Genomic DNA, 22,187 nt, shown 5'->3' on the forward strand with positions numbered 1-22,187 from the left:
CTTTTTTTTATCTCAAGAGCCGGAGACCGTTCAATATGACTAAAATAGTACTTCCCTCGTGCCCGACCACACCTAGCGGCAACCCAAGGTATTGGCTGATATTTGCCAGTATGAGCAGCAGAATGACAGCGACTGAGAAAATGATATTTTGTTTGATAATTCTACGCATACGCTTCGATAGCTTAATGGCATCGGCTAGTTTACGCAGATCATTCTTAATGAGAACCATATCGGCAGTCTCGAGTGCGGCGTCAGTTCCATTTCCCATGGCAATTCCGACTTGAGCAGTAGCGAGGGCGGGTGCGTCATTAATACCATCACCAACCATGGCTATCGTTCCGTAGCTGCTTTCCAGCTCTTTAATTTCTGCAACCTTCTCATCAGGCAGGCAGTTGGCGCGGTACGTTGTGATGCCTGCTTCTTTGGCGATGGCTTTTGCAGTCTGGTCGTTATCACCAGTTAGCATGATAGTGGAAATACCGAGCTTGGATAAGGAACGGATTGCAGCTTTTGCCTCCGGTCTGATTGTATCCTGCAGAGCGAATACGCCGGCTAATCCTTGTTCGTTCTCTATATAAACAAGGGATTTCCCGGCAGCGGCCAATGCATCAGCTTGATCAGTTAATCTTTGATCAGCCGGTTTTTTCTGCATATAGGAAGCTTTTCCGATCCGCCATTCCTCTCCCAGCCATATCCCTTTCATACCTTGTCCAGCGGCATCCTTTACCTGCTCGGCTTGCTCGATGCTATCAGCATGGGCATATGCTGCAACAGCTTTAGCAAGAGGATGAGAGGATTGGGATTGGATAGCATAAGCTGCCTCTAGCACAATACATGCTTCAGCGTTTTTACTGACAAGGAAATCTGTGACAGACGGTTTCCCGACTGTCAAACTGCCTGTCTTGTCAAATGCGACAGCTTTTACTTGCCCGAGTGTTTCCAGATGAGAACCACCTTTGACCAAGATCCCGTTTCTTGCTCCTTTTGAGATAGCGGATAGGGTGGCTGGCATGACCGAAGCCACCAGCGCACATGGAGAGGCAACGACAAGCAGGATCATAGCTCGGTAAAAGGACTCGGTAAACGACCAATTTATTATAAAAGGAGGAATGAGGATAAGGAGCAGAACCAGCATCAGAACCGTTTTGACATAGGGACCTTCGAAGCGCTCGATAAAATGCTGAGCAGGTGATTTTTGTTCCTGGGCTGTTTGCACCATTGTGATGATTCGCTGGAACAATGTTTCTTGCGCAGGCTTCGTGACACAGATTTCCAATACAGCGCTGCTATTGACGGTGCTGGCGAAGACTTCGTTTCCTTCTGCTTTTGTCACCGGTATACTCTCCCCGGTAATGGCACTTTCGTCAATGCTTGTAACTCCTTTTAGGATGATTCCATCGGCGGGAATACGTTCCCCGGGCAGCACGATTACAAGATCGTCGACTTGAAGCTGATCGACAGGAACACGCTCTTTCCCGGAGGCGGTCATTCTGGTCGCCTCATTTGGCTGAAGGGATAGCAATGCACGTAATTCCTGACTGCTTCTATTCTCTGTATATGTTTCCAAAGCTCCGGAAAGGGCGAAAATGAAGATGAGCAATGCACCTTCCAGCCAATGACCGATAATAGCAGCTCCTATAGCGGCAAAAATCATGAGCATTTCCACATTAAGCTTTCGTTCTGTAATAGTTTCTATCACACCTTCTTTCGCTTTAAAGAATCCACCGATGAGATATGCTGCACTATAAAGGAAAGGTGCCGCTTCCGAGTCATGAAAAGTGAAATACGTTATTACAATCAAGGCACCGCTGAATAATGCGGCAATCAGTTCAGCATGTTTTTTCATGTCGTTAATAACCCTCCTTATGTTGGATTGTGGTTTGTTTATAATTATTATAATTTAATAGTAATTCTACTATAGTTGACCGCTAGTTTAAAATCAATATAAAAAAATAATAAATTATTGTATATAACAGTTTGATATTTAAAATGAAACAGTTCAGAAAAATATTGAAATAGAAGTGATTACCTGTTATCTTTTAGGATATATGAAAATATAACAAGGGGAGAGTGTGTGACTTCATGGGTAAAAGATTAGGTATTATATGTAGCTTATTTGTAATTATGCTTCTTCTGGGAGCTTGCGGAAGCAATGATGAAGGCAAATCTGAAAGCGCTGGCAATGATAAGGTATGGGAAAAGATTCAGGACTCAGGTAAGCTCGTAGTTGGTACATCCGGTACTTTATTTGCTGCTTCTTACTACCCGGAGGGTTCTGATGAGCTTTCGGGATATGATGTAGAAGTAATCAAAGAAATTGCGAAGCGTCTGGATTTGGAAGTGGAATTCAAGACATCCGATTTTAACAACATGCTTGCTTCTGTACAAAACGGCAGGATAGACGTTGCGGCAAATGATATAGAGATAACGGACGAACGAAAAGAGCAATTCGCTTTCACAGAGCCGTATAAGTATTCCTATACATCCATGATCGTTCGGAAAGATGATTTGTCTGGTATTCACAGCTTAGCGGATTTGAAAGGAAAACGTGCTGGAGGAGAAGCTTCAACAAACCACAGCAAGGTTGCAGAGCAGCTTGGAGCAGAGGTTGTAACTTACAGCAATGCAACAAATGATGTGTACTTACGCGATGTCGATAATGGCCGGACTGACTTAATCATTAATGACTTTTATTTGCAATCCTTGGCGTTGCAGGCTTTTCCTGATTTCAACATCATGATTCATCCGGATTTCAAATTCGACCAAATTGAACAAGGCGCGATCCTTTCAAAGGATGCTCCAGAACTTAAAAAGCAAATGGACAAGGCTCTTGATGAAATGCGGGAAGATGGCACATTGTCTAAGCTGTCAGAGGAATTTTATGGTGGTGCGGATGTTTCCAAAAAGCCAGATGAAGAACTGCCGACAGTTGATGAATTGTTGAAACAAGAAGCTAATAAGTAAATCGATAAAGGAGAAACATCATAATGAAGAAACGATTACTTGTATTTTGCAGCTTACTGGTCGTCCTTGTTTTGAGTGCTTGCGGTTCTTCTGCCAATGATAGTTCTGATCAAGCCTCTGAAGATAAAGTATGGGAAGCTATTCAGGATTCCGGAAAGATAACAGTTGGAACTTCAGGTACTTTGTATCCAGCTAGCTATTATCCAGAAGGTTCGGATGATATTACTGGATATGATGTAGAGGTAATCAAGGAAATCGCGAAACGTCTAGACTTGGAAGTGGAATTCAAGACATCTGATTTCAATAACATGCTTGCTTCGGTCCAGAACGGACGAGTGGATCTCGCAGCGAATGATATTGGCGTGACAGATGAGAGGAAAGAAAAATTCGCGTATAGTGAACCGTACAAATACTCTTACACAACAATGATTGTGCGTAAAGATGATTTCTCCGGTATCAATTCTTTGGAGGATCTGCAAGGGAAAAAGGCTGGTGGTGAGGCAACGACTGGCTACAGTGAAATAGCTGAGGAATTAGGTGCCGAAGTAGTAGCGTATGGTAATACAACAAATGATGTGTATTTACGTGATGTCGATAATGGACGGACAGATCTGATCATCAATGATTATTATCTGCAGTCATTGGCACTGCAAGCCTTCCCGGATTTCAATATCACAATCCATCCTGACTTTAAATTCGATGAAACAGCCAATGCGGCCATCATGCCGAAGGATGCAACAGAATTGAAGAAACAGGTGGATAAGGTCTTGAGTGAGATGAGAGAAGATGGTACATTGACGAAGCTTTCTGAGGAATTCTTCGGCGGTGCAGATGTTTCGAAGCAGCCGGATGAAGATATTCCGACAATAGAAGAAGTATTGGAGAAACAGCAGGAAGAAGCGGAATGATACCATTCGAGCTAGTGGATATCGGCAAATTCTTTGATGCAGAATTAGCGTGGGAGAACCTTCCCTTTATACTTGAAGGACTGCCCATGACGATAGCAGTTGCTTTCGCCGGTATGGGAATGGGTTTGATTCTCGGCTTTTTCCTGGCGGTTGGCCGCAGCTCCCGATTCTTTGTCCTTCGATGGCCTGCAAGGTTTTATATCTCGTTTATGCGCGGGACACCGATACTGGTGTTTTTATTCATCTTGTATCAAGGGCTGCCTGTCGTACAAATCAGGCTTGATGCTTTCACCTGTGCTGTTCTCGCTTTCGGCTTGAATAGTGCAGCTTATATCGCCGAGGTAAACCGGGGGGCGCTGAACAGTATTGCTTATGGCCAATGGGAATCCTCCTATGCACTTGGTCTTAACTATTGGCAGACATTGACGCGGGTCATTGTCCCGCAAGCTGCACGAGTTGCGATGCCGCCGCTTACGAATGTATTTCTTGATTTGGTGAAAGCGACGAGTCTGGCAGCAGTTATTACGGTGCCGGAAATGTTTCAGAAGGCGCAGATTGTAGCTGGCCGTACATTCGATTCCATGACGATGTACATTACGGTGGCACTTGTGTATTGGCCGCTTTGTATCATCATTTCTTATTTCCAGGAACGGCTGGAGAAGCGATTCTCCCGATATATCAATTAAAAAGGGATGTGCCCAGACGGGCCCATCCCTTTTACTATTGTTCTGCTACGACAGCTCGTTTTGTGAAAATCGCATGAACTAGTAATGTTGTAAAGATACCCGCGAAAATGACTGTCATAATAACGAAGAAACTGAGATCGGGCAATTTTTCGATAAACACGCCACTGATATAAGGACCACCAAGACTGCCGATACTAAAGGTGATACTGCAAAGCAGATTACCTGTCGGCAGCAAATGTCTTGGAGTCAGATCGGTCATATAGCTTATGCCGAGGGAGAAGGTGGAACCTAAGACCATTCCGGCTGCAAATAAACAGATGAACAGGGCAATATAATTTTGTTCTGTAAATACAGCAGTCCCGAAAAAGATTGTTCCAAGCAATATTACGGTTAACAGCGTGTACTTACGGCCGAACTTATCGCTAAGCATACCAAGCGGTATCTGAAACACAATCCCGCCAATGGCAAATCCGGTAAGCAATATAGATACTTCTGATACGCCGATGTCCTGACGTAAGCCATAGATAGGAAAACTTCCGTTCAAAGAAGATTCCAAAAATCCATAGCCGAGCGGCGGCAGGAAAGCGACCCATGCATATTTCAAGGTGGATCCAAAGCGCTGCAGAAGCCCTTGCTGCTGGGATGATTGCGTATTTTCTTCCGTTGGAAACTCATTGCGCAGTTGAAAAAGGGTGAACCAAGCGACCAAGCAAAGCGCGCCAGATAATATAAATGGCAAAGATTCTGAAACCTTAACTAGTGAAGTCATAAGCGGACCGACAGCGAAGCCAATTCCAAAGAAAAGTCCATAAATCGAAATATTCCGCCCGCGTACCTTCTCAGGAGATGAAGATGTAATCCATGTCTGGGTTCCAAAATGAAGGGCATTGTCGCCAATTCCAATCAACAGACGAAGTACAAACCAGAACCAAAATGACTTCCATAATGGAAAAGCGAGCAGTGCTGCCACGACAATTAGTCCACCTGCCATAATGACTGGCCGATAACCGAATTTGCGGAGCGGCGCTTCCATAAAAGGAGATACGAGCAGGATACCGATGTAGATGGCAACTGCATTTAATCCATTCATGGAGGAAGAAAGACCATCTTGTTCAAATATGATGGCGATCAGCGGAAGCAGCAGCCCTTGACTGAAACCGGAGACTGCGACAATACTGACTAAAATCCAAAAACTGTACGCATTTCTCATATGTCTATTACCCCTGTATGTAAGATGATTTCCCAATCCTACTGTATAGTTTTTCCTGGATTTGGTCAATCGTACGGATGTAGGTTAGAAAATCATACAAGAGGGAATATAACGCATAAAGCATTCGCAAGGAGATGAGGAAATTGAAGCTGACAATGAAACAGCATGGATTCCGTATCGAACTACCACATCAAACTTTGGATATAGACGGAAATGAGCAATTCGGTATCCGGCCTTATCAGCTAATGGTTTCCTCGATAGCAGGCTGCAGTGCGTCAGTATTCCGGAAGATCATGGAAAAACAGCGGCTGGAAATTGACGATATGGAAGTGTCAGCAGAGGTAGAACGGGATGAACTGGCAGCAAACCGTATTACTAAGATCACGCTGACTTTCGTTATACGTGGTTTTCATTTGGACAAGGGGCAACTGGAGAAAAATCTCCAGCTTGCGCACAACAATTGTTCCATGGTGCAATCAGTCAAGGATAGTATCGAGATCGAGGAAAGATTGGAAGTCATTCACTTGAACCATTATTAAATGTATAGGATAGCCCTTGTCTTCAGATACTAGAAAAAAATCTGAAAGGCAGGGGCTTTTCTTTATGAAATTCGCTAGAATCATCATAGCAATCATGGCATTGACTTTGCTTACTCTTCCTTTCTCCATAGCAGGGAAAGCTGAGAATGTACAAAAGAAGGACACTGATATACCAAATCACGTATTAAATATTTCAAAGGAAAATACTTATCCGAACTCAAATAAGGATCAAATTGTTCTGGAACCAAGTGATCTTGTCAAAGAACTGACGGAAGAAAGTGATATTGTCATCCAAAATCCAGAACTGATTCGCATTCTTAATGAATCGACTCTGAAACCATCTCCGTTGGCAATCGGGTATCGAGGGATGATCTATATGGGGCATTGGCCGCTTGAATACCAGTCTGCAGAGACAAATATCAACTGGCAATATCAAAAAGTGAATACGAACCAGCTGAGCAATGCTGGTGGAGAATCGGCTAAGCAAATGAATTACGAGCAGCAGGAAGAACGATATGTGAAGGGTGGACTTACAGCTGAAATAGATAACCCTAGGGATATCAAATTAATGATGCTGCAGCAGGCCCAGAAGAATACTAAGCTTCCGCTTTCCTTCCAAACGGTAATAGGAAGAGGTACCAATAAGGAAAATGCTTACGGTGTTCCTTTGAATAAGTCTGGAATTCTTACGGCTTATGCACCGGCAGTGAATGAAAAGGGTACGATTACTTTTGGGGAAGTCTACCTGGAGTTAAAGGGATCAAGAAAGCAGATTGTTGTTAAAAATGTTACCAAACAGGGAATTGGTGCTTGGATTCCGATTCAAGATCATCTGTCTTTCACCTTCAACGTACAATAACGAACAGCGCTGTGGTATACTGAAGCCAGATAATGCGGTAAAGGGGTTTTATCTTTGGCAACGAGTAAAGTGGATGACTTGAAGCAGCGTCTGTCTGCTTTCATGGATTATTTGGATAGTATCGAACCGGAGGAGACTTCCTTGGAGGAAATCGATGAAATGCTTCGGATGCTCGATGAAATGGAAAATAAATTAAAGTAAGGCCGTGCTGATGCACGGTCTTTTCTAATTTTTGCATCGCATAGGGGACGTGGATATGGCGCAATCTATCCGTAAGGAGAGTGTGCCATATGCGATGGAAATCATTTATGCTGCTGTTATGTCTGCTGCTTGTCTCACCATCCTTTGTATCGGCAGAAAGCCCGGTCAGCTATGGCTGGGGATTTGTTAAGAGCAAGGATGGCAGTATACCAGAAGTAGGCAAATATCAGCAGCTTTTGGATGAATATCATAGTTATTATTTGGATGGTTCTGGTGAGAAAACGGTATATATCACGTTTGATAACGGCTATGAACAAGGATATACAGGAGATATTCTGGATGTATTAAAGAAGCACGAAGTACCGGCTGCTTTCTTTATTACAGGTCATTATGTATCATCAGCCCCAGATTTGGTGAAAAGGATGGTCGACGAAGGTCATATTGTCGGCAATCATTCGTATCATCATCCAGATTTGACGAAGGTTTCTAAAGAAAAGATGGAGCAAGAGCTTGAAATGCTGGAGGATGCTGTCGCTGATTTGACAGATCAAGACGACATGCACTATTTAAGGGCGCCACGAGGTACCTTTAGTGCCCGTTCGCTGAAATGGTCTGAAGAACTTGGCTATACGAATGTATTCTGGTCCCTTGCTTATGCTGATTGGAAAACAGGCGAACAAAAAGGCTGGCAGTACGCGTTTGATCAAGTGATGGACCAAATGCATCCGGGTGCAGTCGTCTTGCTGCACTCTGTATCTGAAGATAATGCCGTTGCTTTGGAAAAATTGATTATTGAACTGAAGAAGCAAGGATATACCTTCCGTACATTGGATGACCTGGTCAAACAGGATATCCTGCCGAAAGCCATTACGCAATTTTAAGCTGATCCGAATTGGGTCAGCTCTTTTATTTGGTTTGGATGATAGCATGGACGATTTCCATGAAGTAGTCCCGCCAAGTTTTTTTAGATGTGTCCTTCATCGTTTTCTCTCCTTTCAGCAATTAAGTCAATCTTAAGAGGAGCTACTCCAAGCCAGCTGGCGTAACCTTTTCCAATATTTTATATAAAAGTGTATACTGCATTCATGCATAGGAAAAGCTGAATAATTTGATTATTATGATCGGAAAAAGCGATTTAGGGAGTGTATATATGCATATCAACCATTTGAAGACTTTTACTGTAGCGGCTGAAACACTTAATTTCACAAAGACTGCTCAGCTGCTGGATTACGCACAATCCAGCGTTACCGCACAAATAAAAGCGCTGGAAAAGGAATATGGAGTTGATTTGTTCCAGCGTCTTGGAAAGAGGATTTATCTTACTGAAGCGGGAATTAAAATGCTGAGCTATGCTAAAAGAATCTTGGCATTGCATGATGAAATGCGACATGTATTTGCGGATGAGCTAGAGAATAAAGGCACAATTCTGATAGGTGCCTGCGAGAGTCAATGCATCTACCGGCTGCCTGAACTCCTTCGCTTTATACGAAATCAGTATCCACAGGTGCAGGTTATTCTGAAACCCGTACCGTCTAGTAAAACTGCGGAGAAAATGCTCCAGGAAGGCGAGTTGGATATAGCATTTATTATGGAGCGAAATCATCACAATGCTTTACTGGAGTCAGTCTCTCTATTTCAAGAGGAGATCGTTTTGATAAGCTCCCCGAACCATCAGCTGGCAGTTTACCCCTCCGCTAGCTTGGCTGAGGTGATGCAGCATCCCTTGATCTTGACGGAGAAAGACTGTGCTTATCGAACGGAATTAGAGCAAGCATTACAAAAACAGGATTTGCAACCGGAAAATGTCATTGAATTCGGCAGTATAGAAGCAATCAAGCAATGCGTAATGGCTGGTTTGGGTTTATCTTACTTACCGCTCATGACAGTGGAAAAAGAATTGCAATCAGGCGAGTTAAGCACTGTAGATCTTGATGAACCAATCAATCAGCCCACAACAAAGCTCCTTTGGCATAAAAATAAGCGTTTGACGAAAGTGATGCATGATGTAATTGATTTTGCGATAAAACAAATAGGATAGGAGATGCTACTGATGTGGGAAAAGCAGCTTAAAGGATTACATACATACGATTATCATTATTTAATGAAAAGATGGAGTATGGATCAGCTGAATATTGTTGATGCAGAAGGGCATGAGCTGAAGCTTCCTGTTGTATTGGGAGATGAATCGCGTCATATCGTCGTGCTCCAGTTCAATGGAACAATTACATCACCTCTTGTCAAAGTGTCTTCTGCAGATTCTTCGAGACAGGAGGACATACTTGCTTGGGTGGAGAACTGGCTTCAATGGGATATTGACCTTACAGAAGTAGCTGCTCATTTTATCGGTTCAGATTTGGAGCGGCTTTTTTATGCACACGCAGGAACACCTATCGTAAAAGATACAGACTTATACTACTGTTTGATGAAAACAATCATCCACCAGCAGCTTAATTTGAAGTTCGCCTACACACTAACAAATCGGTTTGTCGAAGCATTCGGGACAAAAGAGGAAGGTATCTGGTTTTATCCAACACCGCAAAACGTTGCTTCCTTGGAATATGACGACTTACGGAAGCTGCAGTTTTCGCAAAGGAAAGCTGAATATGTAATTGATACAAGTCGTCTTATTATAGAAGGGAAGCTGGATCTCGCAGAGCTTGCTGCTGCTTCTAATGAAGAAATTGCTTCCGAGCTTACGAAGATCAGGGGGCTTGGAAGCTGGTCCGCGCAAAACTGGATGCTGTTCGGGTTAGGGCGTTCCGACTTATTACCAGCTGCTGATATCGGGGTACAAAACGCCTTGAAATCATATGACAATCTCTCTGAAAAACCGACTCCAGCAGCAATACATACGCGAGGAGAAAGGTGGGCTCCTTACCGCAGTTATGCGACTATGACGCTTTGGAGAAGTATTGAGACCTGATACTAATATCAAGTTTTATAATTTGGTAACAATTATTACTGGGAAGTCGTGCTTTGGTCTGCTATAATTAGTGCATTAGTTAAAACAGGCAGCCATTTAGGAGGCGTAAGTATGGAAAGAAAAGATTTGATTGCACCAGAGCAATACAACATCGTTGATGAAATGGAGCGATTCGTTACAGATGAAGATCGTAAGGCGCTCATTTGGATGGACGAGGCGGGTAATAAGAAGGAAGTAACGTATAAAACGTTATTCCAGGATGTAAACCGCACAGGTAATGTTCTGAAAGAATTGGGCTTGAAAAAAGGGGATGCGATACTGGTTATGGTACCGCGTGTCGTTGAGGCGTATCATATTTATGCAGCAGCCTTGAAGCTCGGACTTGTGATCATCCCTAGCTCCGAAATGCTGAAGACGAAGGATTTGCAATACCGTATCGATCATGGAAAAGTGAAGAGCATCATCAGCTATCATGCCTTTACTGCGCAATTTGAAGACATCGAGAATCAAGATAGCTTAGTCAAATTTTCAGTCGGTGGAGCAGTCGATGGCTGGAAGGATCTCGGGAAGCTCAAAACAACAGCTTCAGAAAAACTGGAAACGGTAGATACTTCCAGAGAAGATATTGCATTGATGTCCTACACAAGTGGTACGACAGGTAATCCCAAAGGTGTAGTCCATACACATGGCTGGGGATATGCACACTTGCGGACAGCTGCAGAAAACTGGCTGTCGGCTTCCAAAGGAGATATCGTATGGGCAACAGCTGCACCAGGCTGGCAGAAATGGGTTTGGAGTCCATTCCTTTCTGTTTTAGGTACTGGAGCAACAGGCTTTGTCTACATGGGACGATTTGATGCTAAAACTTACCTTTCCCTACTCGAGGATTACAAAATCAATGTACTTTGCTGTACACCAACGGAATATCGTCTGATGGCCAAAGTAACTGATCTTGGCAGCTATAATATGAGTGCCCTGCATAGTGCGGTATCAGCAGGTGAACCATTGAATCGGGAAGTGATTGATGTCTTCCAGAAACATTTCAACATCATTGTACGTGATGGATATGGCCAAACAGAGAGCACATTGCTGCTTGGTATTATGAAAGGTATGGAACCAAGACCAGGTTCCATGGGTAAACCGACTCCAGGAAATGAAGTTGTTGTAATCGATGAGGACGGAAATCGCGTTAAAACGGGTGAAGTTGGTGACATCGCCTTGAAACTCGATAGTCCTGCATTGTTTAAGACATATTTCCGTGAGCCAGAACGCCGTCAGCAAGCGGAACGCAACGGCTATTTCGTGACAGGTGACCAAGCTTCTGTAGATGAAGATGGCTACTTCTGGTTCGAAGGCCGCAGCGATGATATCATCATCAGCTCTGGCTATACAATTGGACCATTTGAAGTAGAGGATGCTTTGGTGAAACATCCGGCTGTAGCAGAATGCGCGGTTGTAGCAAGCCCGGATGAAATCCGCGGTAATGTAGTTAAAGCATTCGTCATCCTGCGTGAAGGTGTAGATGAGAATGATCCAAACCTTGTGAAGGAATTGCAGACGCATGTAAAGAATACGACTGCACCTTACAAGTACCCACGTAAAATTGAGTTCGTTAAAGAACTTCCGAAAACTTCGTCTGGTAAAATTAGACGTGTGGAACTGCGAAATCAAGAAAAACAAAATATGAAGTAATTGAGAGCATCGCCTAATAAAGGCGATGCTTTTTTTATTTCTTCATTAATTATTCACTAAATACCTTTTCTGAAAAAAATAAAAAAATTAAAGCATAATACTTGAAAGTCAAAGAAGGTCAGACTATAATAAAGTCACAAGGTCAAAGATAGTCAAAGTCAGACACTTGACCAAATAAATTAAACTAACCTAATCGGGGAGGTAATTGTATTATGAAATGCCAACATTGTGGTGAACGAGAAGCTAACGTGAACTTGTTAATGCAATTCAATAATCAAAAACAGCAATTACAGCTCTGCCATACTTGCTATAATGAAATGAAAAATATGTCTAAAAACCCTGCCGGTTTCGCTTCCAATGGCGGAACAATGGATGATTTCTTTAAAAATATGTTTGGCGGAGCACAATCCGGCTTCCAGACTGGTGCAAACAGCCAAGCACAAGCTGGCGGCAATGGCCGCGGAGGATTGCTAGACTCACTTGGTAAGAACCTTACTGATGGAGCGCGTGCTGGTCTGATAGATCCAGTCATCGGCCGTGAACAAGAGGTCAAACGTGTCATTGAGACGCTAAACCGACGCAATAAGAACAACCCAGTACTAATCGGGGAACCAGGGGTAGGTAAAACAGCAATAGCAGAGGGGTTGGCTTTACAGATTGTTGAAGGCAATGTGCCTGTGAAGCTGCAAAATAAAGAAATTTACTTGCTTGATGTTGCTTCGCTAGTTGCGAACACAGGTGTGCGCGGTCAATTCGAGGAAAAGATGAAACAGCTTATTTCCGAATTGCAGCAGCGTAAGAATGTCATTCTCTTTGTGGATGAGATTCATCTATTAGTCGGTGCTGGAACTGCTGAAGGTTCCCAAATGGATGCAGGTAATATTCTGAAACCAGCACTTGCTCGCGGTGAGCTGCAGCTGATCGGAGCAACAACATTGAAAGAGTACCGTCAAATCGAAAAGGATGCAGCGCTTGAACGCCGTTTCCAGCCGGTCATCGTAAAAGAACCGACAGCAGAACAGGCAATCGAGATATTGAAAGGGCTACAGGAGAGATACGAAGCGTATCATCAAGTGTCCTACACAGAAGAAGCAGTCAAAGCGAGCGTGAGCTTGTCTCAGCGTTACATCCAGGACCGCTTCTTGCCGGATAAAGCGATCGACTTGCTTGATGAAGCCGGATCCCGTATCAACCTGCTTACAGTGACGACTGACGAAGATGCCATTCAGACTCGTCTTGCACAAATTGCGAAAGAGAAAGAAGAAGCTGCAGGTCGCGAGGACTATGAACGTGCTGCGTATCTTCGCCAGGAAGAAATTCAGCTTGAACAGAAGCTTGAGCAACCAAAGAATGAAGACAAAGCTGAAGTGACAGTTGAGGTAATCCAGCAGATTGTGGAAGAGAAAACAGGTATCCCTGTGACGAAAATCCAGTCTGAAGAACAGAACAAAATGAAGAACCTAGCTGCTAACCTGTCCAGCAAGGTAATCGGTCAACAACAGGCAGTTGAACGAGTTGCTAAAGCGATCCGCCGCAGCCGAGCTGGATTGAAATCCAAGCAGCGCCCAATCGGTTCCTTCCTATTCGTCGGACCGACTGGTGTAGGTAAAACAGAACTTACTCGCGCACTGGCGGAAGAGATGTTCGGCACACGAGAATCCTTCATCCGTCTGGATATGAGTGAGTACATGGAGCGTCACTCCGTTGCGAAACTGATTGGTTCTCCTCCAGGATACGTTGGACATGAAGAAGCAGGTCAGCTTACTGAGCGCGTACGCCGTAATCCTTATACGATCGTCCTTTTGGATGAAATCGAGAAAGCACATCCGGATGTACAGCATATGTTCCTGCAAATCATGGAAGACGGTCATTTGACTGACAGCCAAGGCCGTAAAGTGAGCTTTAAGGAGACCGTCATTATTATGACGAGCAACGCCGGAACTGGAGACAAACAGATTTCTGTCGGTTTTACGAAATCTGCAAATGAAGCTGTTTCTGTGATTGAGAAACTAGGAGCTTACTTCAAACCAGAATTCTTGAACCGTTTTGATTCCATCATCAGCTTTGAAGAGCTGAAAGAGGAAGATTTGGTGCAAATCGTTGAGCTTATGCTTTCTGATTTGACGAAGAATATGGAAGAAGAAGGCTACCAGCTTGAGGTGACAGAAGCTGCAAAACACTTCCTTGCGAAAAAAGGCTATGATCCTCGTTTTGGTGCACGTCCATTGCGCCGTGTTATCCAAGACCAGGTAGAGGATAAAATTACTGACTATATCCTTGAGGAAGAGAACGTGAGCAGTATGGTAGTGGATTTGGTTGATGAACAAATTACTGTAGTAAGTAAATAATAGAAAAGAGACTCATGCCCAGGCATGAGTCTCTTTTTTTATGAGGTAGGCTGGGAGTTGCTGGTGCGGATAAAGATCCAGCTTATTACATAGCATACAAGCGCAACTGCAAAAACCAGTCCGAATGCTGGAAGTACAGCTAAGTCTAGTATCCAAGTAATGACGTCAGTTAATCCCTGGATAGTCAGAGACACGGTTATACCAATTAAGGCAATGCCTCCGAGTACCGCACCCCCCAGAAAGCCAAATTTATAGGCGATGATACCAAGTAAAAGTCCGGCAGCAAAGAAAGATAACAGGAGAGCATAATCAAGCGGCAAGCTATAAAAAATACTTTTCAGCTCGGTGCTCGCTCCAATCGGACGGATAATATGGATGTTCGTTACATTAGCTATCTGATACACAGCATCCAATATTAATTGTACCCCAGCAAGAAAAGCGAGCATTACAAGATTGATCAGCAAAATGAAAATACCGACGGCTGTATGATAACTTTTCCTGGTGATACCCCTCTTAATAGCAAATGGGAGACTCTCTTGAATTGTTCTGAAACCGAAGATGATCATAAAGATATATGCTGGTGCTGAGATGGCGATGTACATGATATCCGCAACAGTAACGCCAAGAACAGTTAATGCTGTAATGCACAGCAGCAGAATAGAGCAAAAGATAGTAACTGTACGTTTGCTGTCGACAGCAAAGAAATAGAGTAAAGCTTGTATTTGTTTCATCATGCTCGGACACCTCTTTTTTCTGTTAAATGAACCATCATGTCTTGCAGTGGCACCCCTGAAACTGTCAGGTCACCAGTTAAGGCAGGTGCTTCTGTGGATAGGAGATAGGCTTGTGACGTACCGGCAAAGCTTTTTTCTTTGATTATTTGTTTGCCGTCCGTAAAGGCCTTGACCTGTGCTGCCGGTCCTGAGATACAGAAGCTTTGCGCTCTAAGTTCTTCTGCACTTTTATGCAAAAGGATACTGCCTTTATTAAAGATAATCACTTCTTCGAACAAGCTGCTGACCTCATCAATTAAGTGTGTAGACAGGATGATGATGCGAGGATTGCTCTGGAATTCTTCCAGCAGTACTTCATAGAAATAAGCACTGATGCGGCATCGAGTCCGATATAAGGTTCATCCAGCATCGTAACAGGTGCTTTGCTTGCCAGGCCAACAATGATGCCAAGAGCAGACTCCATGCCTTTGGAGAGACTTTTCACGCGTCGTCTTTTGTCTAAGTCGAATCCTTCTAAAAGGTCGGCCGCCAGCTTTTTATCCCAATTGCAGTAGAGCATAGAAGCGATTTTCAGCACTTGCTGAACGGTAAGCTCCTTTTTGAAATTATCTGCTTCCTTAATCAAGCAAGTATTTTCTGTAACCGCCCGGTTATCGAAAGGCTTCATACCATTGATACGTAAATCTCCGCTTGAGGGTTTATCGTAGCCAGCCAGCAATTGCATGAAGGTGGTTTTTCCAGCACCGTTTCTACCAAGCAGACCGTAGATTTTCGGTTCTGAGATACGAAGGTCAATTCCTTTCAAGGCTGTCGCAGTTTTATATTCCTTTATCAGGCTTTCAGCTACAATTGTCATCTTCATTGTTCCTCCTTCAGCATGCGAATGATTTCTTCCCTCGGAATATGGAGCTTACTGGCTTCCTGTTTCATCGGAACGATATAAGCATCAAAAAACTGCTGTTTCCGCTTTTCAAGAAGAATATCCTGTGCTGTCTCTGTTACAAACATACCTACGCCTCTTTTCTTGAATAATATACCTTCGTCTACTAGCTGGTTGATCCCTTTTCCTGCAGTGGCTGGATTTATCTTGTGGTGTTTAGCAAATTCATTGGTTGAGGGCACTCTTTCTCCAATTTTTATGGAGCCATTGAGGATGGAGTCTTCTAGTTGTTCTTTAATCTGGATAAAGATTGGCTTTGAATCATCAAGCATACTTTTGCTCCTTTAATAATCTTGGATAATTGGTTCATTACTCATGTAACTAACTATATAACCTGGGGGGAGGGGAGTCAACCATAATTTGGAGAAAATAAAAAAACAGTGCAATTGCCTGCACTGTTCGTCAGCTCAACTTATTTAATTGGTCAATCCCATTTGAGGAAATGGATAATAGCGGAACTTCACTTCTCCGATGACTGAGCTTTGTGAAATCAAGCCGAACATCCTGCTGTCTTTGCTGTTTCTGCGATTATCTCCCATGACGAACAGGTAACCATCAGGAATTGTGTCTTCTCCGATGACATCACGAAGCTTGAAGTTATTCGTAAATAACGCATCTTCCTGCATCATTTCCTTCATTTCTTTCAGGTAAGGCTCTGCATGCTTTTTGCCATTCACATAAAGCACATCATCTTTATATTCAATCCTGTCTCCGGGAATCCCGATCACCCGTTTTACATAGCTTGCATCCTGGTCTGGTGCATGGAAAACAACTTCATCAAAACGATCAATGTTGCCAACGCGGCTAATGAGAATTTTGTTTTGGTCTTCCAAAGTCGGAGCCATTGATTCACCATATACGGTACTAGGGAAATAAAAATAAGAGCGAAAAATGAATAGGGCGATTATGGCGATACCAATCGGCAGCAGCACAGCATAACGCGTGCGTCTAGCTTTCAGAAAAAGCACCCCCTTTTGTACTAGTGTAACATATGCGAAGAACGCATAGAAAAAACCGGAGTTATCTTAACTCCGGTTTTACAAACAGTTTATACAGATAAGGGATTTTCAGATTTAGCGGCAGTTTTAAATGCAGTTTTTGCTAAATATTCATAGTAGCCATCTGTGTAAGGGTGTATGGATCCTTCCTGCCAAGGTTTCTCTTCTCCGCAGAAATGGACAATTGACGGTGTTTCTCTTACTGTTCGAAGCACGCGTTCTTCCTTGAGTGACTTCGCTTTATATTCTTTCAAGATAACATGAGTTTGAGCATTCCATTTCGGATGAAGCATCAGCCAGTCATTCCATAGGATGGCGTTAAGGGCATCCTGATCATGCCAAGCCAGCTTATCCGGATTTTCGTTGATGAATGTCAGCACCTTATTTGTAATATCATTGTCGCGCCAAGCCTTCATATCAATTAGGATCAGACCGGAGTTGAAATAACGATCTTCTTTTGTGATTCCCATTTTCTCCAGACGGCGGTGTTCCCCATAGTCTCCTACGGCTGCAACGATATTGCCTTCCATATCGATTTCGAATAGTTTTTTGACATCATCTAGTACCAGCATATCGCAATCAACATACAGCGTCCGTTCAATAGCTGGATTCATCATTTCAGGGATGGAAATGCGATAGTAAGCCGCTTTTGAAATGTGGCGACTGGCGATTGCGCCTCCGTATGCATCCAAATCTACATTCAAGAAATCCAGTGGTGTATTGTAGGCGGCTGCTGTTTCTTTCAAGAGCTGTTTCTTCTGCTGACTGATTCCTCCATCGATGATTGAAATGACAAAATCCTCAGGGTTTGAAGTATTTTCAAGTAGAGAACTCAATGTCATACCCAAGTGCTGTGCGTAGTTGTCATCTGTCGATGATACAATATGCATTTTCTTTTCCATTGTTCTTCTCATCTCCTTAGTGTTTATATAGCCGGTTGGAGACGAGACTAAACGCATGTAATGGAATTGTAATTAATTTGGTAAGAAATGCTTATCCATTTACCTCATCATCGTTTGTCTTACTGTTTTCTTTTGCTTCCCATTCTTCCAAGAGCATACCGTAAACATTGTGATTCACGTAACCATAGACAAGCTTTTCTGCTTGGCGGATTGTTCCTTCATGGGTGAAGTTAAGCTTCTCCGGAATTCTTCTGCTGCGTACATTTCCGATTGCCGAACGGATTTCGACTCTGTTCAATCGAAGTTCAAGGAAGGCATAATCCAAGGATTTGCTGACAGCTTTCTGCATAAGACCAAGACCAGTATACTCTTCTCCCAGCCAATAACCCAAGCTGGTAGAGCGATTCTGCCAGTCAATTTTATGGAAGCCGATTACTCCTGCTAAAGCCCCTTGATACCAAATGCCAGCTGTAAATCCATCATTGGCTGCAAACTGCGCCAAAGTATGCTGGATGAATTGTCTGCTATGCTCGACAGTCGTATTCTGATCTACCCAAGGAAGCCATTGGCGCAGGTGATCGCGGGAACTGTCGATCAGCTGGAACAGTTTATCACTGTCCTGAGGTTCCAAAAGCTTCATATAAGTGGCTGAGTCAATGCGATGTGTAAACATGATTCGTCGCTCCTTTCAATTGCTAATAGTATAGCATGTCCAATCGATTGTTAAAATTAGGAGCTGCATCTTGGTGCATATGATTAGTAAGCGGACTGCATCCTATGGAAAAGGGGGCGGAACGCAATGAAGAAGTGGGTGTTTTTATTCTGTCTCTGCTTGATGCTTAGTTTCCCGATGAATACAGCAGCAGGAAGCGGAAGCGGCATATGGGACTATATCTTTTCACAAACCGACGAATCAGGGAAGCTGCAGGTACATTTTCTTGATGTCGGCCAAGGTGACAGCATACTGATACAAACACCATCCCATTATAATATTCTTGTGGATGGAGGAGACGCAGAATCAGGGGAGAAGGTAATATCTGAGCTTTCTGCCCGGGGAGTAAAGAAATTGGATCTGTTAGTTGCTACTCATCCGGATATCGATCATATCGGCGGACTTCTTCCGGTACTCGAGAAATTCAAGGTGAGCCAAGTGCTCGACAGCGGTAAGCTGTATACGACGAGGACATATCAGCGTTACACAGAAATTCTGGCGGAAAAACAAATCCCGGTGACTATCGCCAAAGAAGGTTCCTATATATCGGTAGACCCGCTTTTATCTATTCAAGTATTAAATGCCAACCATCCTAAAGCCACGAATAATCAGGCCTCCATCGTACTGAGGCTTACGTATCGGACGGTGGATTTTCTGCTTATGAGTGACGCTGAATCACAGCAGGAATATAAGATGAAACATAATTATGAAGTGGAATCGGAGGTCTATAAAGTTGCGCACCACGGTTCCCGTACGAGCAATACACTTTCCTTCCTTAAAAAAGTAAAGCCTGATTTTGCAGTCGTTTCCTACGGAAGAGATAATCAGTTAGGACATCCAACCAAGGAAGTCGTTCGAAATCTTAGCAAAGTGGGAGCTGTGCTTTATGCAACAGCCAAGGGAGGTACAATCAGTATTGAAACGAATGGGCTTTCCTGTCAGATCAGCAGTGATAGACCGGAGCCGATCTATAATAAATAAAAAAAAGCGAATCCAATCCGGATCCGCTTTTTTCGTTAGTTTGTTTGATTTGCTAGCTTCACAAGTGTATTCGCAAGGGGCTTCTTGTTTTCCTCATCAGCAACAAGCCACAGCTGCTTGAGCAGATACTCTTCACGGTTGCGAGGTTCCTCTTTGTCTGCCAAATAGTCAGCAACGCGCTTAGCGGCTTTAGTCAAAGCTTCTTCGCTCAAGCCAAGGCGCTCACCTTGTTTTACCTTGTTACCCAAATAATCTTGGAAGTTCTGGAAATTGTTCAGAATCTCGTTCTTATCTTCCTGTGAAAGATTTTCCACAGCATTCTGTGCGCGATCTTCATGTGCCATTTTCATTACCTCCTCTTGTTGAGTTAGTAATGTATTCCCAATATGCACTTTAACAAACAATATATCGAAAAAATATATCATATGGACTATATTTAGAAGTTATTACTCCGCATATGTCTTTCGGAAGCCATAAAAAGGCCGGAAATTTTTCTGTTCGTAATATGATTTCGATGTACTGGTCGCCAGCATTTCCATACGGGTCGAAGGGAAAAGGTCGTGTGCTTCTTGTAGCAGCTTGCCGCCGACTCCTTGTCCGCGCATTTTTCCATCCACAAGCAGTTCAGCGACGAGCAGGGTAATAACTTGATCAGTGATACAGCGAATATAGCCGCATATTTCATCATTATGCAGCGCAACGAGAGCGGAGGCAGAGCCTTTCATAGCTTGGTCAAAACTAGCTGGATCAGCTGCAAGGGTAGTCCAGCTCTCATCTTTTAGTAATTTGACAATTGCCGGTAGATCTTCTGTTTTATAAGGACGAACCGCAATCATCATTCTTCCTCCTTTTTTGTTCCCTTAGGCATTGTGCCGAAAATGATACCTAACATACATCCAGCAGCAAGTCCAACAGTAGGGCTTTGAAAAGCGATTCCAAATAGTATAGCTGTTATGATACCCACCGAGATTGCCAAAGGATAACGGAAGGGCTTTTTCTCATTAGATTGTTTCAATTCATATCCCACCTTGTCTTTGTAAACACCAGTATAGCACGGATGATAGATCGCTATGGAAGGAATAAACATTGCGTATCATGTTAGATTTTGTTACATTAGTTTACATCGTGTATTTTTTTATGGGGAGAGAAAGAGATGGATATATTATTAAAAATAATTCAGTCTACCAGTGATTTTATGTGGACTTATATTATGATGGGACTATTACTCCTAGTCGGTCTTTATTTTACACTGAAACTTAAATTAACTACATTCACGCAAATACCACACATGTTTAAATTAATTGGTGAAAAGACCACTGATGGGAAAGGGGTCAGCTCATTTCAGGCTTTCTGTATCAGTGCCGCGGCACGTGTAGGTACTGGTAACTTAGCAGGTGTAGCACTGGCTATTTCTGTCGGGGGTCCAGGAGCGGTATTCTGGATGTGGCTGATGGCTTTCCTTGGTGCTGCTTCTGGATTCGTGGAAGCAACACTTGCGCAGATTTATAAGACGCGGGATGGAGAATCTTCTTTCCGCGGCGGGCCAGCTTATTATATGGAGAAAGCATTAGGTCAGCGCTGGCTAGGTATTACCTTTGCCGTTATCATCACCTTGACGTTCGGTTTGGCGTTTAACTCTGTACAGGCGAATACGATTGTTAGTGCGTTCCATAGTTCTTTCGGTATCAGCAAAGAACTTATGGCAGTCATCATGACAGTGATTAGCGCACTTATCATCTTTGGAGGTACGAAGGTAATTGTCAAAGTATCCGAAATCATCGTACCAGTCATGGCGGGAGGATATATCCTTTTAGCTATTGGAATCATTATCTTCAACATTTCCGAAATACCGCATGCATTCACTATCATTTTCCAGGATGCATTTGGTATTAAAGAGATTGCCGGCGGAGCTGTCGGTGTTGCGATGATGCAGGGTATTAAACGAGGCATGTTCTCAAACGAAGCAGGAATGGGTAGTGCTCCTCAAGCAGCAGCCACTGCCAATGTATCCCACCCGGTAAAACAAGGTTTTATTCAATCACTCGGAGTTTATGTTGATACTTTCGGCGTTTGTACAGCAACAGCATTCATCGTCATCCTTTCTGGTCTTTATACAAGTTCAGAATCTGACGGTATCGTTCTTACACAAAATGCACTTGAATCACTTGTCGGATCCTGGGCTGGTATATTCATTGCGTTAATCGTCTTCTTGTTTGCCTTCTCTTCTGTAGTAGGTAACTACTTCTACGGAGAATCAAACATTAACTTCATCAAGCATAGCAAAACATGGCTATTCATTTATAGATTGGCTGTAGTGGCTATGGTTGCAGTCGGTTCATTGGCAAGCCTGGAATTTGTTTGGGGAATTGCTGACCTATTCATGGCACTTATGGCATTCATCAACTTGATTGCGATCGTGCTGCTCGGAAGAATTGCTTTCCGTGCATTAAAAGATTATATGGAACAAAAACAGGCAGGAAAGAATCCACAGTTCTATTCAGATAGCGTAGCGGGCATTCCGAACGTCGATGAAGATGTTTGGGCAAAGCAAGCTGATGATAAAAAAGTATCCTCTTCGTAAGAGGATACT

At 43.3% G+C, this 22,187-nt stretch carries 25 protein-coding genes; 13 read left to right on the forward strand and 12 right to left on the reverse strand.

Going from position 1 to position 22,187, the window contains the following annotated elements; genetic code table 11:
- Positions 1 to 7: 7 nt before the first annotated feature.
- Entirely contained in the window at positions 8 to 1,846 is a 1,839-nt protein-coding gene (locus tag ACH6C1_RS18015; RefSeq protein ID WP_374079584.1) for a heavy metal translocating P-type ATPase, read from the reverse strand.
- A gap of 236 nt (positions 1,847 to 2,082) precedes the next feature.
- Here ACH6C1_RS18015 and ACH6C1_RS18020 point away from each other — a divergent pair, with 236 nt between their 5' ends.
- The 3 genes from ACH6C1_RS18020 to ACH6C1_RS18030 are packed head-to-tail and all read left to right on the forward strand — an operon-like array spanning position 2,083 to position 4,558.
- Positions 2,083 to 2,964, forward strand: coding sequence for a transporter substrate-binding domain-containing protein (locus ACH6C1_RS18020; RefSeq protein ID WP_095223545.1), 882 nt, complete (start codon positions 2,083 to 2,085; stop codon positions 2,962 to 2,964).
- Positions 2,965 to 2,987: 23 nt separating this feature from the next.
- Positions 2,988 to 3,872, forward strand: a complete 885-nt coding sequence (locus ACH6C1_RS18025; RefSeq protein WP_374079588.1) for a transporter substrate-binding domain-containing protein — start codon at positions 2,988 to 2,990, stop codon at positions 3,870 to 3,872.
- Positions 3,869 to 4,558 (forward strand): amino acid ABC transporter permease, encoded by a 690-nt coding sequence (locus tag ACH6C1_RS18030; RefSeq protein ID WP_095223547.1) that lies wholly within the window; start codon positions 3,869 to 3,871, stop codon positions 4,556 to 4,558. The genes ACH6C1_RS18025 and ACH6C1_RS18030 overlap by 4 nt, the downstream gene beginning before the upstream one ends.
- A gap of 34 nt (positions 4,559 to 4,592) precedes the next feature.
- Here ACH6C1_RS18030 and ACH6C1_RS18035 read toward each other — a convergent pair whose 3' ends face one another.
- Complete coding sequence (locus tag ACH6C1_RS18035; protein WP_095223548.1) at positions 4,593 to 5,768, reverse strand: MFS transporter; 1,176 nt, start codon at positions 5,766 to 5,768, stop codon at positions 4,593 to 4,595.
- 134 nt (positions 5,769 to 5,902) lie between these two features.
- Here ACH6C1_RS18035 and ACH6C1_RS18040 point away from each other — a divergent pair, with 134 nt between their 5' ends.
- The 8 genes from ACH6C1_RS18040 to ACH6C1_RS18075 all read left to right on the forward strand — a co-directional run bounded on the left by ACH6C1_RS18040 (position 5,903) and on the right by ACH6C1_RS18075 (position 14,330).
- The gene (locus tag ACH6C1_RS18040) at positions 5,903 to 6,307 is read left to right on the forward strand and encodes an OsmC family protein (RefSeq protein ID WP_374079590.1); all 405 of its coding nucleotides are present in this window, start codon (positions 5,903 to 5,905) and stop codon (positions 6,305 to 6,307) included.
- 64 nt (positions 6,308 to 6,371) lie between these two features.
- A complete protein-coding gene (locus tag ACH6C1_RS18045; protein WP_374079592.1) occupies positions 6,372 to 7,166 on the forward strand; it encodes a YfkD famly protein in 795 nt (264 codons plus the stop codon).
- A gap of 54 nt (positions 7,167 to 7,220) precedes the next feature.
- Positions 7,221 to 7,367 (forward strand): SE1561 family protein, encoded by a 147-nt coding sequence (locus tag ACH6C1_RS18050; RefSeq protein WP_164072015.1) that lies wholly within the window; start codon positions 7,221 to 7,223, stop codon positions 7,365 to 7,367.
- 89 nt (positions 7,368 to 7,456) lie between these two features.
- Entirely contained in the window at positions 7,457 to 8,248 is a 792-nt protein-coding gene (pdaA, locus tag ACH6C1_RS18055) for a delta-lactam-biosynthetic de-N-acetylase (RefSeq protein WP_374079594.1), read from the forward strand.
- Between the two features lie 269 nt (positions 8,249 to 8,517).
- The gene (locus tag ACH6C1_RS18060; protein ID WP_374079596.1) at positions 8,518 to 9,405 is read left to right on the forward strand and encodes a LysR family transcriptional regulator; all 888 of its coding nucleotides are present in this window, start codon (positions 8,518 to 8,520) and stop codon (positions 9,403 to 9,405) included.
- 12 nt (positions 9,406 to 9,417) lie between these two features.
- Positions 9,418 to 10,290 carry a DNA-3-methyladenine glycosylase family protein gene (locus tag ACH6C1_RS18065; protein WP_374079598.1) on the forward strand — a complete coding sequence of 291 codons (873 nt, stop codon included), beginning with the start codon at positions 9,418 to 9,420 and terminating at the stop codon, positions 10,288 to 10,290.
- A 111-nt stretch (positions 10,291 to 10,401) separates the two neighbouring features.
- Positions 10,402 to 11,982, forward strand: a complete 1,581-nt coding sequence (gene mbcS, locus ACH6C1_RS18070; RefSeq protein ID WP_374079600.1) for an acyl-CoA synthetase MbcS — start codon at positions 10,402 to 10,404, stop codon at positions 11,980 to 11,982.
- A gap of 212 nt (positions 11,983 to 12,194) precedes the next feature.
- Positions 12,195 to 14,330 carry an ATP-dependent Clp protease ATP-binding subunit gene (locus tag ACH6C1_RS18075; RefSeq protein WP_374079603.1) on the forward strand — a complete coding sequence of 712 codons (2,136 nt, stop codon included), beginning with the start codon at positions 12,195 to 12,197 and terminating at the stop codon, positions 14,328 to 14,330.
- A 38-nt stretch (positions 14,331 to 14,368) separates the two neighbouring features.
- Here the strand turns inward: ACH6C1_RS18075 and ACH6C1_RS18080 are convergent, their stop codons facing one another.
- The 7 genes from ACH6C1_RS18080 to ACH6C1_RS18110 all read right to left on the reverse strand — a co-directional run bounded on the left by ACH6C1_RS18080 (position 14,369) and on the right by ACH6C1_RS18110 (position 18,577).
- Positions 14,369 to 15,064, reverse strand: a complete 696-nt coding sequence (locus ACH6C1_RS18080; protein ID WP_374079605.1) for a hypothetical protein — start codon at positions 15,062 to 15,064, stop codon at positions 14,369 to 14,371.
- Positions 15,061 to 15,342: a hypothetical protein gene (locus ACH6C1_RS18085; protein ID WP_374079608.1), complete on the reverse strand. Its 282-nt coding sequence runs from the start codon at positions 15,340 to 15,342 to the stop codon at positions 15,061 to 15,063. The genes ACH6C1_RS18080 and ACH6C1_RS18085 overlap by 4 nt, the downstream gene beginning before the upstream one ends.
- Positions 15,343 to 15,359: 17 nt before the next feature.
- Positions 15,360 to 15,920 carry an ATP-binding cassette domain-containing protein gene (locus ACH6C1_RS18090; RefSeq protein WP_374079610.1) on the reverse strand — a complete coding sequence of 187 codons (561 nt, stop codon included), beginning with the start codon at positions 15,918 to 15,920 and terminating at the stop codon, positions 15,360 to 15,362.
- Positions 15,921 to 15,922: 2 nt separating this feature from the next.
- Positions 15,923 to 16,276, reverse strand: a complete 354-nt coding sequence (locus tag ACH6C1_RS18095) for a GntR family transcriptional regulator (protein WP_095223558.1) — start codon at positions 16,274 to 16,276, stop codon at positions 15,923 to 15,925.
- A 144-nt stretch (positions 16,277 to 16,420) separates the two neighbouring features.
- Positions 16,421 to 16,972, reverse strand: a complete 552-nt coding sequence (lepB, locus tag ACH6C1_RS18100) for a signal peptidase I (RefSeq protein ID WP_374079613.1) — start codon at positions 16,970 to 16,972, stop codon at positions 16,421 to 16,423.
- Between the two features lie 80 nt (positions 16,973 to 17,052).
- On the reverse strand, positions 17,053 to 17,904 hold the full coding sequence (locus ACH6C1_RS18105; RefSeq protein WP_374079616.1) for a glycosyltransferase family 8 protein: 852 nt from the start codon (positions 17,902 to 17,904) through the stop codon (positions 17,053 to 17,055).
- A gap of 91 nt (positions 17,905 to 17,995) precedes the next feature.
- Positions 17,996 to 18,577, reverse strand: a complete 582-nt coding sequence (locus ACH6C1_RS18110) for a GNAT family N-acetyltransferase (RefSeq protein ID WP_095223559.1) — start codon at positions 18,575 to 18,577, stop codon at positions 17,996 to 17,998.
- Positions 18,578 to 18,703: 126 nt separating this feature from the next.
- Here ACH6C1_RS18110 and ACH6C1_RS18115 point away from each other — a divergent pair, with 126 nt between their 5' ends.
- Positions 18,704 to 19,597: a ComEC/Rec2 family competence protein gene (locus ACH6C1_RS18115; protein WP_374079620.1), complete on the forward strand. Its 894-nt coding sequence runs from the start codon at positions 18,704 to 18,706 to the stop codon at positions 19,595 to 19,597.
- A 35-nt stretch (positions 19,598 to 19,632) separates the two neighbouring features.
- Here ACH6C1_RS18115 and ACH6C1_RS18120 read toward each other — a convergent pair whose 3' ends face one another.
- The 3 genes from ACH6C1_RS18120 to ACH6C1_RS18130 form a co-directional block, all read right to left on the reverse strand.
- Positions 19,633 to 19,941 carry a DUF3243 domain-containing protein gene (locus tag ACH6C1_RS18120; RefSeq protein WP_095223561.1) on the reverse strand — a complete coding sequence of 103 codons (309 nt, stop codon included), beginning with the start codon at positions 19,939 to 19,941 and terminating at the stop codon, positions 19,633 to 19,635.
- A 102-nt stretch (positions 19,942 to 20,043) separates the two neighbouring features.
- On the reverse strand, positions 20,044 to 20,436 hold the full coding sequence (locus ACH6C1_RS18125) for a GNAT family N-acetyltransferase (protein WP_374079623.1): 393 nt from the start codon (positions 20,434 to 20,436) through the stop codon (positions 20,044 to 20,046).
- Positions 20,433 to 20,612 carry a hypothetical protein gene (locus tag ACH6C1_RS18130; protein ID WP_095223563.1) on the reverse strand — a complete coding sequence of 60 codons (180 nt, stop codon included), beginning with the start codon at positions 20,610 to 20,612 and terminating at the stop codon, positions 20,433 to 20,435. Before ACH6C1_RS18130 ends, ACH6C1_RS18125 begins: the two co-directional genes overlap by 4 nt.
- A gap of 138 nt (positions 20,613 to 20,750) precedes the next feature.
- Here ACH6C1_RS18130 and ACH6C1_RS18135 point away from each other — a divergent pair, with 138 nt between their 5' ends.
- Complete coding sequence (locus ACH6C1_RS18135; protein ID WP_374079627.1) at positions 20,751 to 22,178, forward strand: alanine/glycine:cation symporter family protein; 1,428 nt, start codon at positions 20,751 to 20,753, stop codon at positions 22,176 to 22,178.
- The last annotated feature ends 9 nt before the right edge of the window (positions 22,179 to 22,187 follow it).

The organism is Terribacillus sp. JSM ZJ617, from assembly GCF_044383785.1.
In the GTDB taxonomy this organism is placed as follows: domain Bacteria; phylum Bacillota; class Bacilli; order Bacillales; family Amphibacillaceae; genus Terribacillus.

Excerpts from the sequence above, each read along its gene's own strand:
- ACH6C1_RS18015 (WP_374079584.1), bottom strand. The coding sequence starts at position 1,846 with ATGAAAAAACATGCTGAACTGATTGCCGCATTATTCAGCGGTGCCTTG.
- ACH6C1_RS18020 (WP_095223545.1), top strand. The coding sequence starts at position 2,083 with ATGGGTAAAAGATTAGGTATTATATGTAGCTTATTTGTAATTATGCTT.
- ACH6C1_RS18025 (WP_374079588.1), top strand. The coding sequence starts at position 2,988 with ATGAAGAAACGATTACTTGTATTTTGCAGCTTACTGGTCGTCCTTGTT.
- ACH6C1_RS18030 (WP_095223547.1), top strand. The coding sequence starts at position 3,869 with ATGATACCATTCGAGCTAGTGGATATCGGCAAATTCTTTGATGCAGAA.
- ACH6C1_RS18035 (WP_095223548.1), bottom strand. The coding sequence starts at position 5,768 with ATGAGAAATGCGTACAGTTTTTGGATTTTAGTCAGTATTGTCGCAGTC.
- ACH6C1_RS18040 (WP_374079590.1), top strand. The coding sequence starts at position 5,903 with ATGAGGAAATTGAAGCTGACAATGAAACAGCATGGATTCCGTATCGAA.
- ACH6C1_RS18045 (WP_374079592.1), top strand. The coding sequence starts at position 6,372 with ATGAAATTCGCTAGAATCATCATAGCAATCATGGCATTGACTTTGCTT.
- pdaA (WP_374079594.1), top strand. The coding sequence starts at position 7,457 with ATGCGATGGAAATCATTTATGCTGCTGTTATGTCTGCTGCTTGTCTCA.
- ACH6C1_RS18060 (WP_374079596.1), top strand. The coding sequence starts at position 8,518 with ATGCATATCAACCATTTGAAGACTTTTACTGTAGCGGCTGAAACACTT.
- ACH6C1_RS18065 (WP_374079598.1), top strand. The coding sequence starts at position 9,418 with ATGTGGGAAAAGCAGCTTAAAGGATTACATACATACGATTATCATTAT.
- mbcS (WP_374079600.1), top strand. The coding sequence starts at position 10,402 with ATGGAAAGAAAAGATTTGATTGCACCAGAGCAATACAACATCGTTGAT.
- ACH6C1_RS18075 (WP_374079603.1), top strand. The coding sequence starts at position 12,195 with ATGAAATGCCAACATTGTGGTGAACGAGAAGCTAACGTGAACTTGTTA.
- ACH6C1_RS18080 (WP_374079605.1), bottom strand. The coding sequence starts at position 15,064 with ATGATGAAACAAATACAAGCTTTACTCTATTTCTTTGCTGTCGACAGC.
- ACH6C1_RS18090 (WP_374079610.1), bottom strand. The coding sequence starts at position 15,920 with ATGACAATTGTAGCTGAAAGCCTGATAAAGGAATATAAAACTGCGACA.
- ACH6C1_RS18095 (WP_095223558.1), bottom strand. The coding sequence starts at position 16,276 with ATGCTTGATGATTCAAAGCCAATCTTTATCCAGATTAAAGAACAACTA.
- ACH6C1_RS18105 (WP_374079616.1), bottom strand. The coding sequence starts at position 17,904 with ATGGAAAAGAAAATGCATATTGTATCATCGACAGATGACAACTACGCA.
- ACH6C1_RS18110 (WP_095223559.1), bottom strand. The coding sequence starts at position 18,577 with ATGTTTACACATCGCATTGACTCAGCCACTTATATGAAGCTTTTGGAA.
- ACH6C1_RS18115 (WP_374079620.1), top strand. The coding sequence starts at position 18,704 with ATGAAGAAGTGGGTGTTTTTATTCTGTCTCTGCTTGATGCTTAGTTTC.
- ACH6C1_RS18120 (WP_095223561.1), bottom strand. The coding sequence starts at position 19,941 with ATGGCACATGAAGATCGCGCACAGAATGCTGTGGAAAATCTTTCACAG.
- ACH6C1_RS18125 (WP_374079623.1), bottom strand. The coding sequence starts at position 20,436 with ATGATGATTGCGGTTCGTCCTTATAAAACAGAAGATCTACCGGCAATT.
- ACH6C1_RS18135 (WP_374079627.1), top strand. The coding sequence starts at position 20,751 with ATGGATATATTATTAAAAATAATTCAGTCTACCAGTGATTTTATGTGG.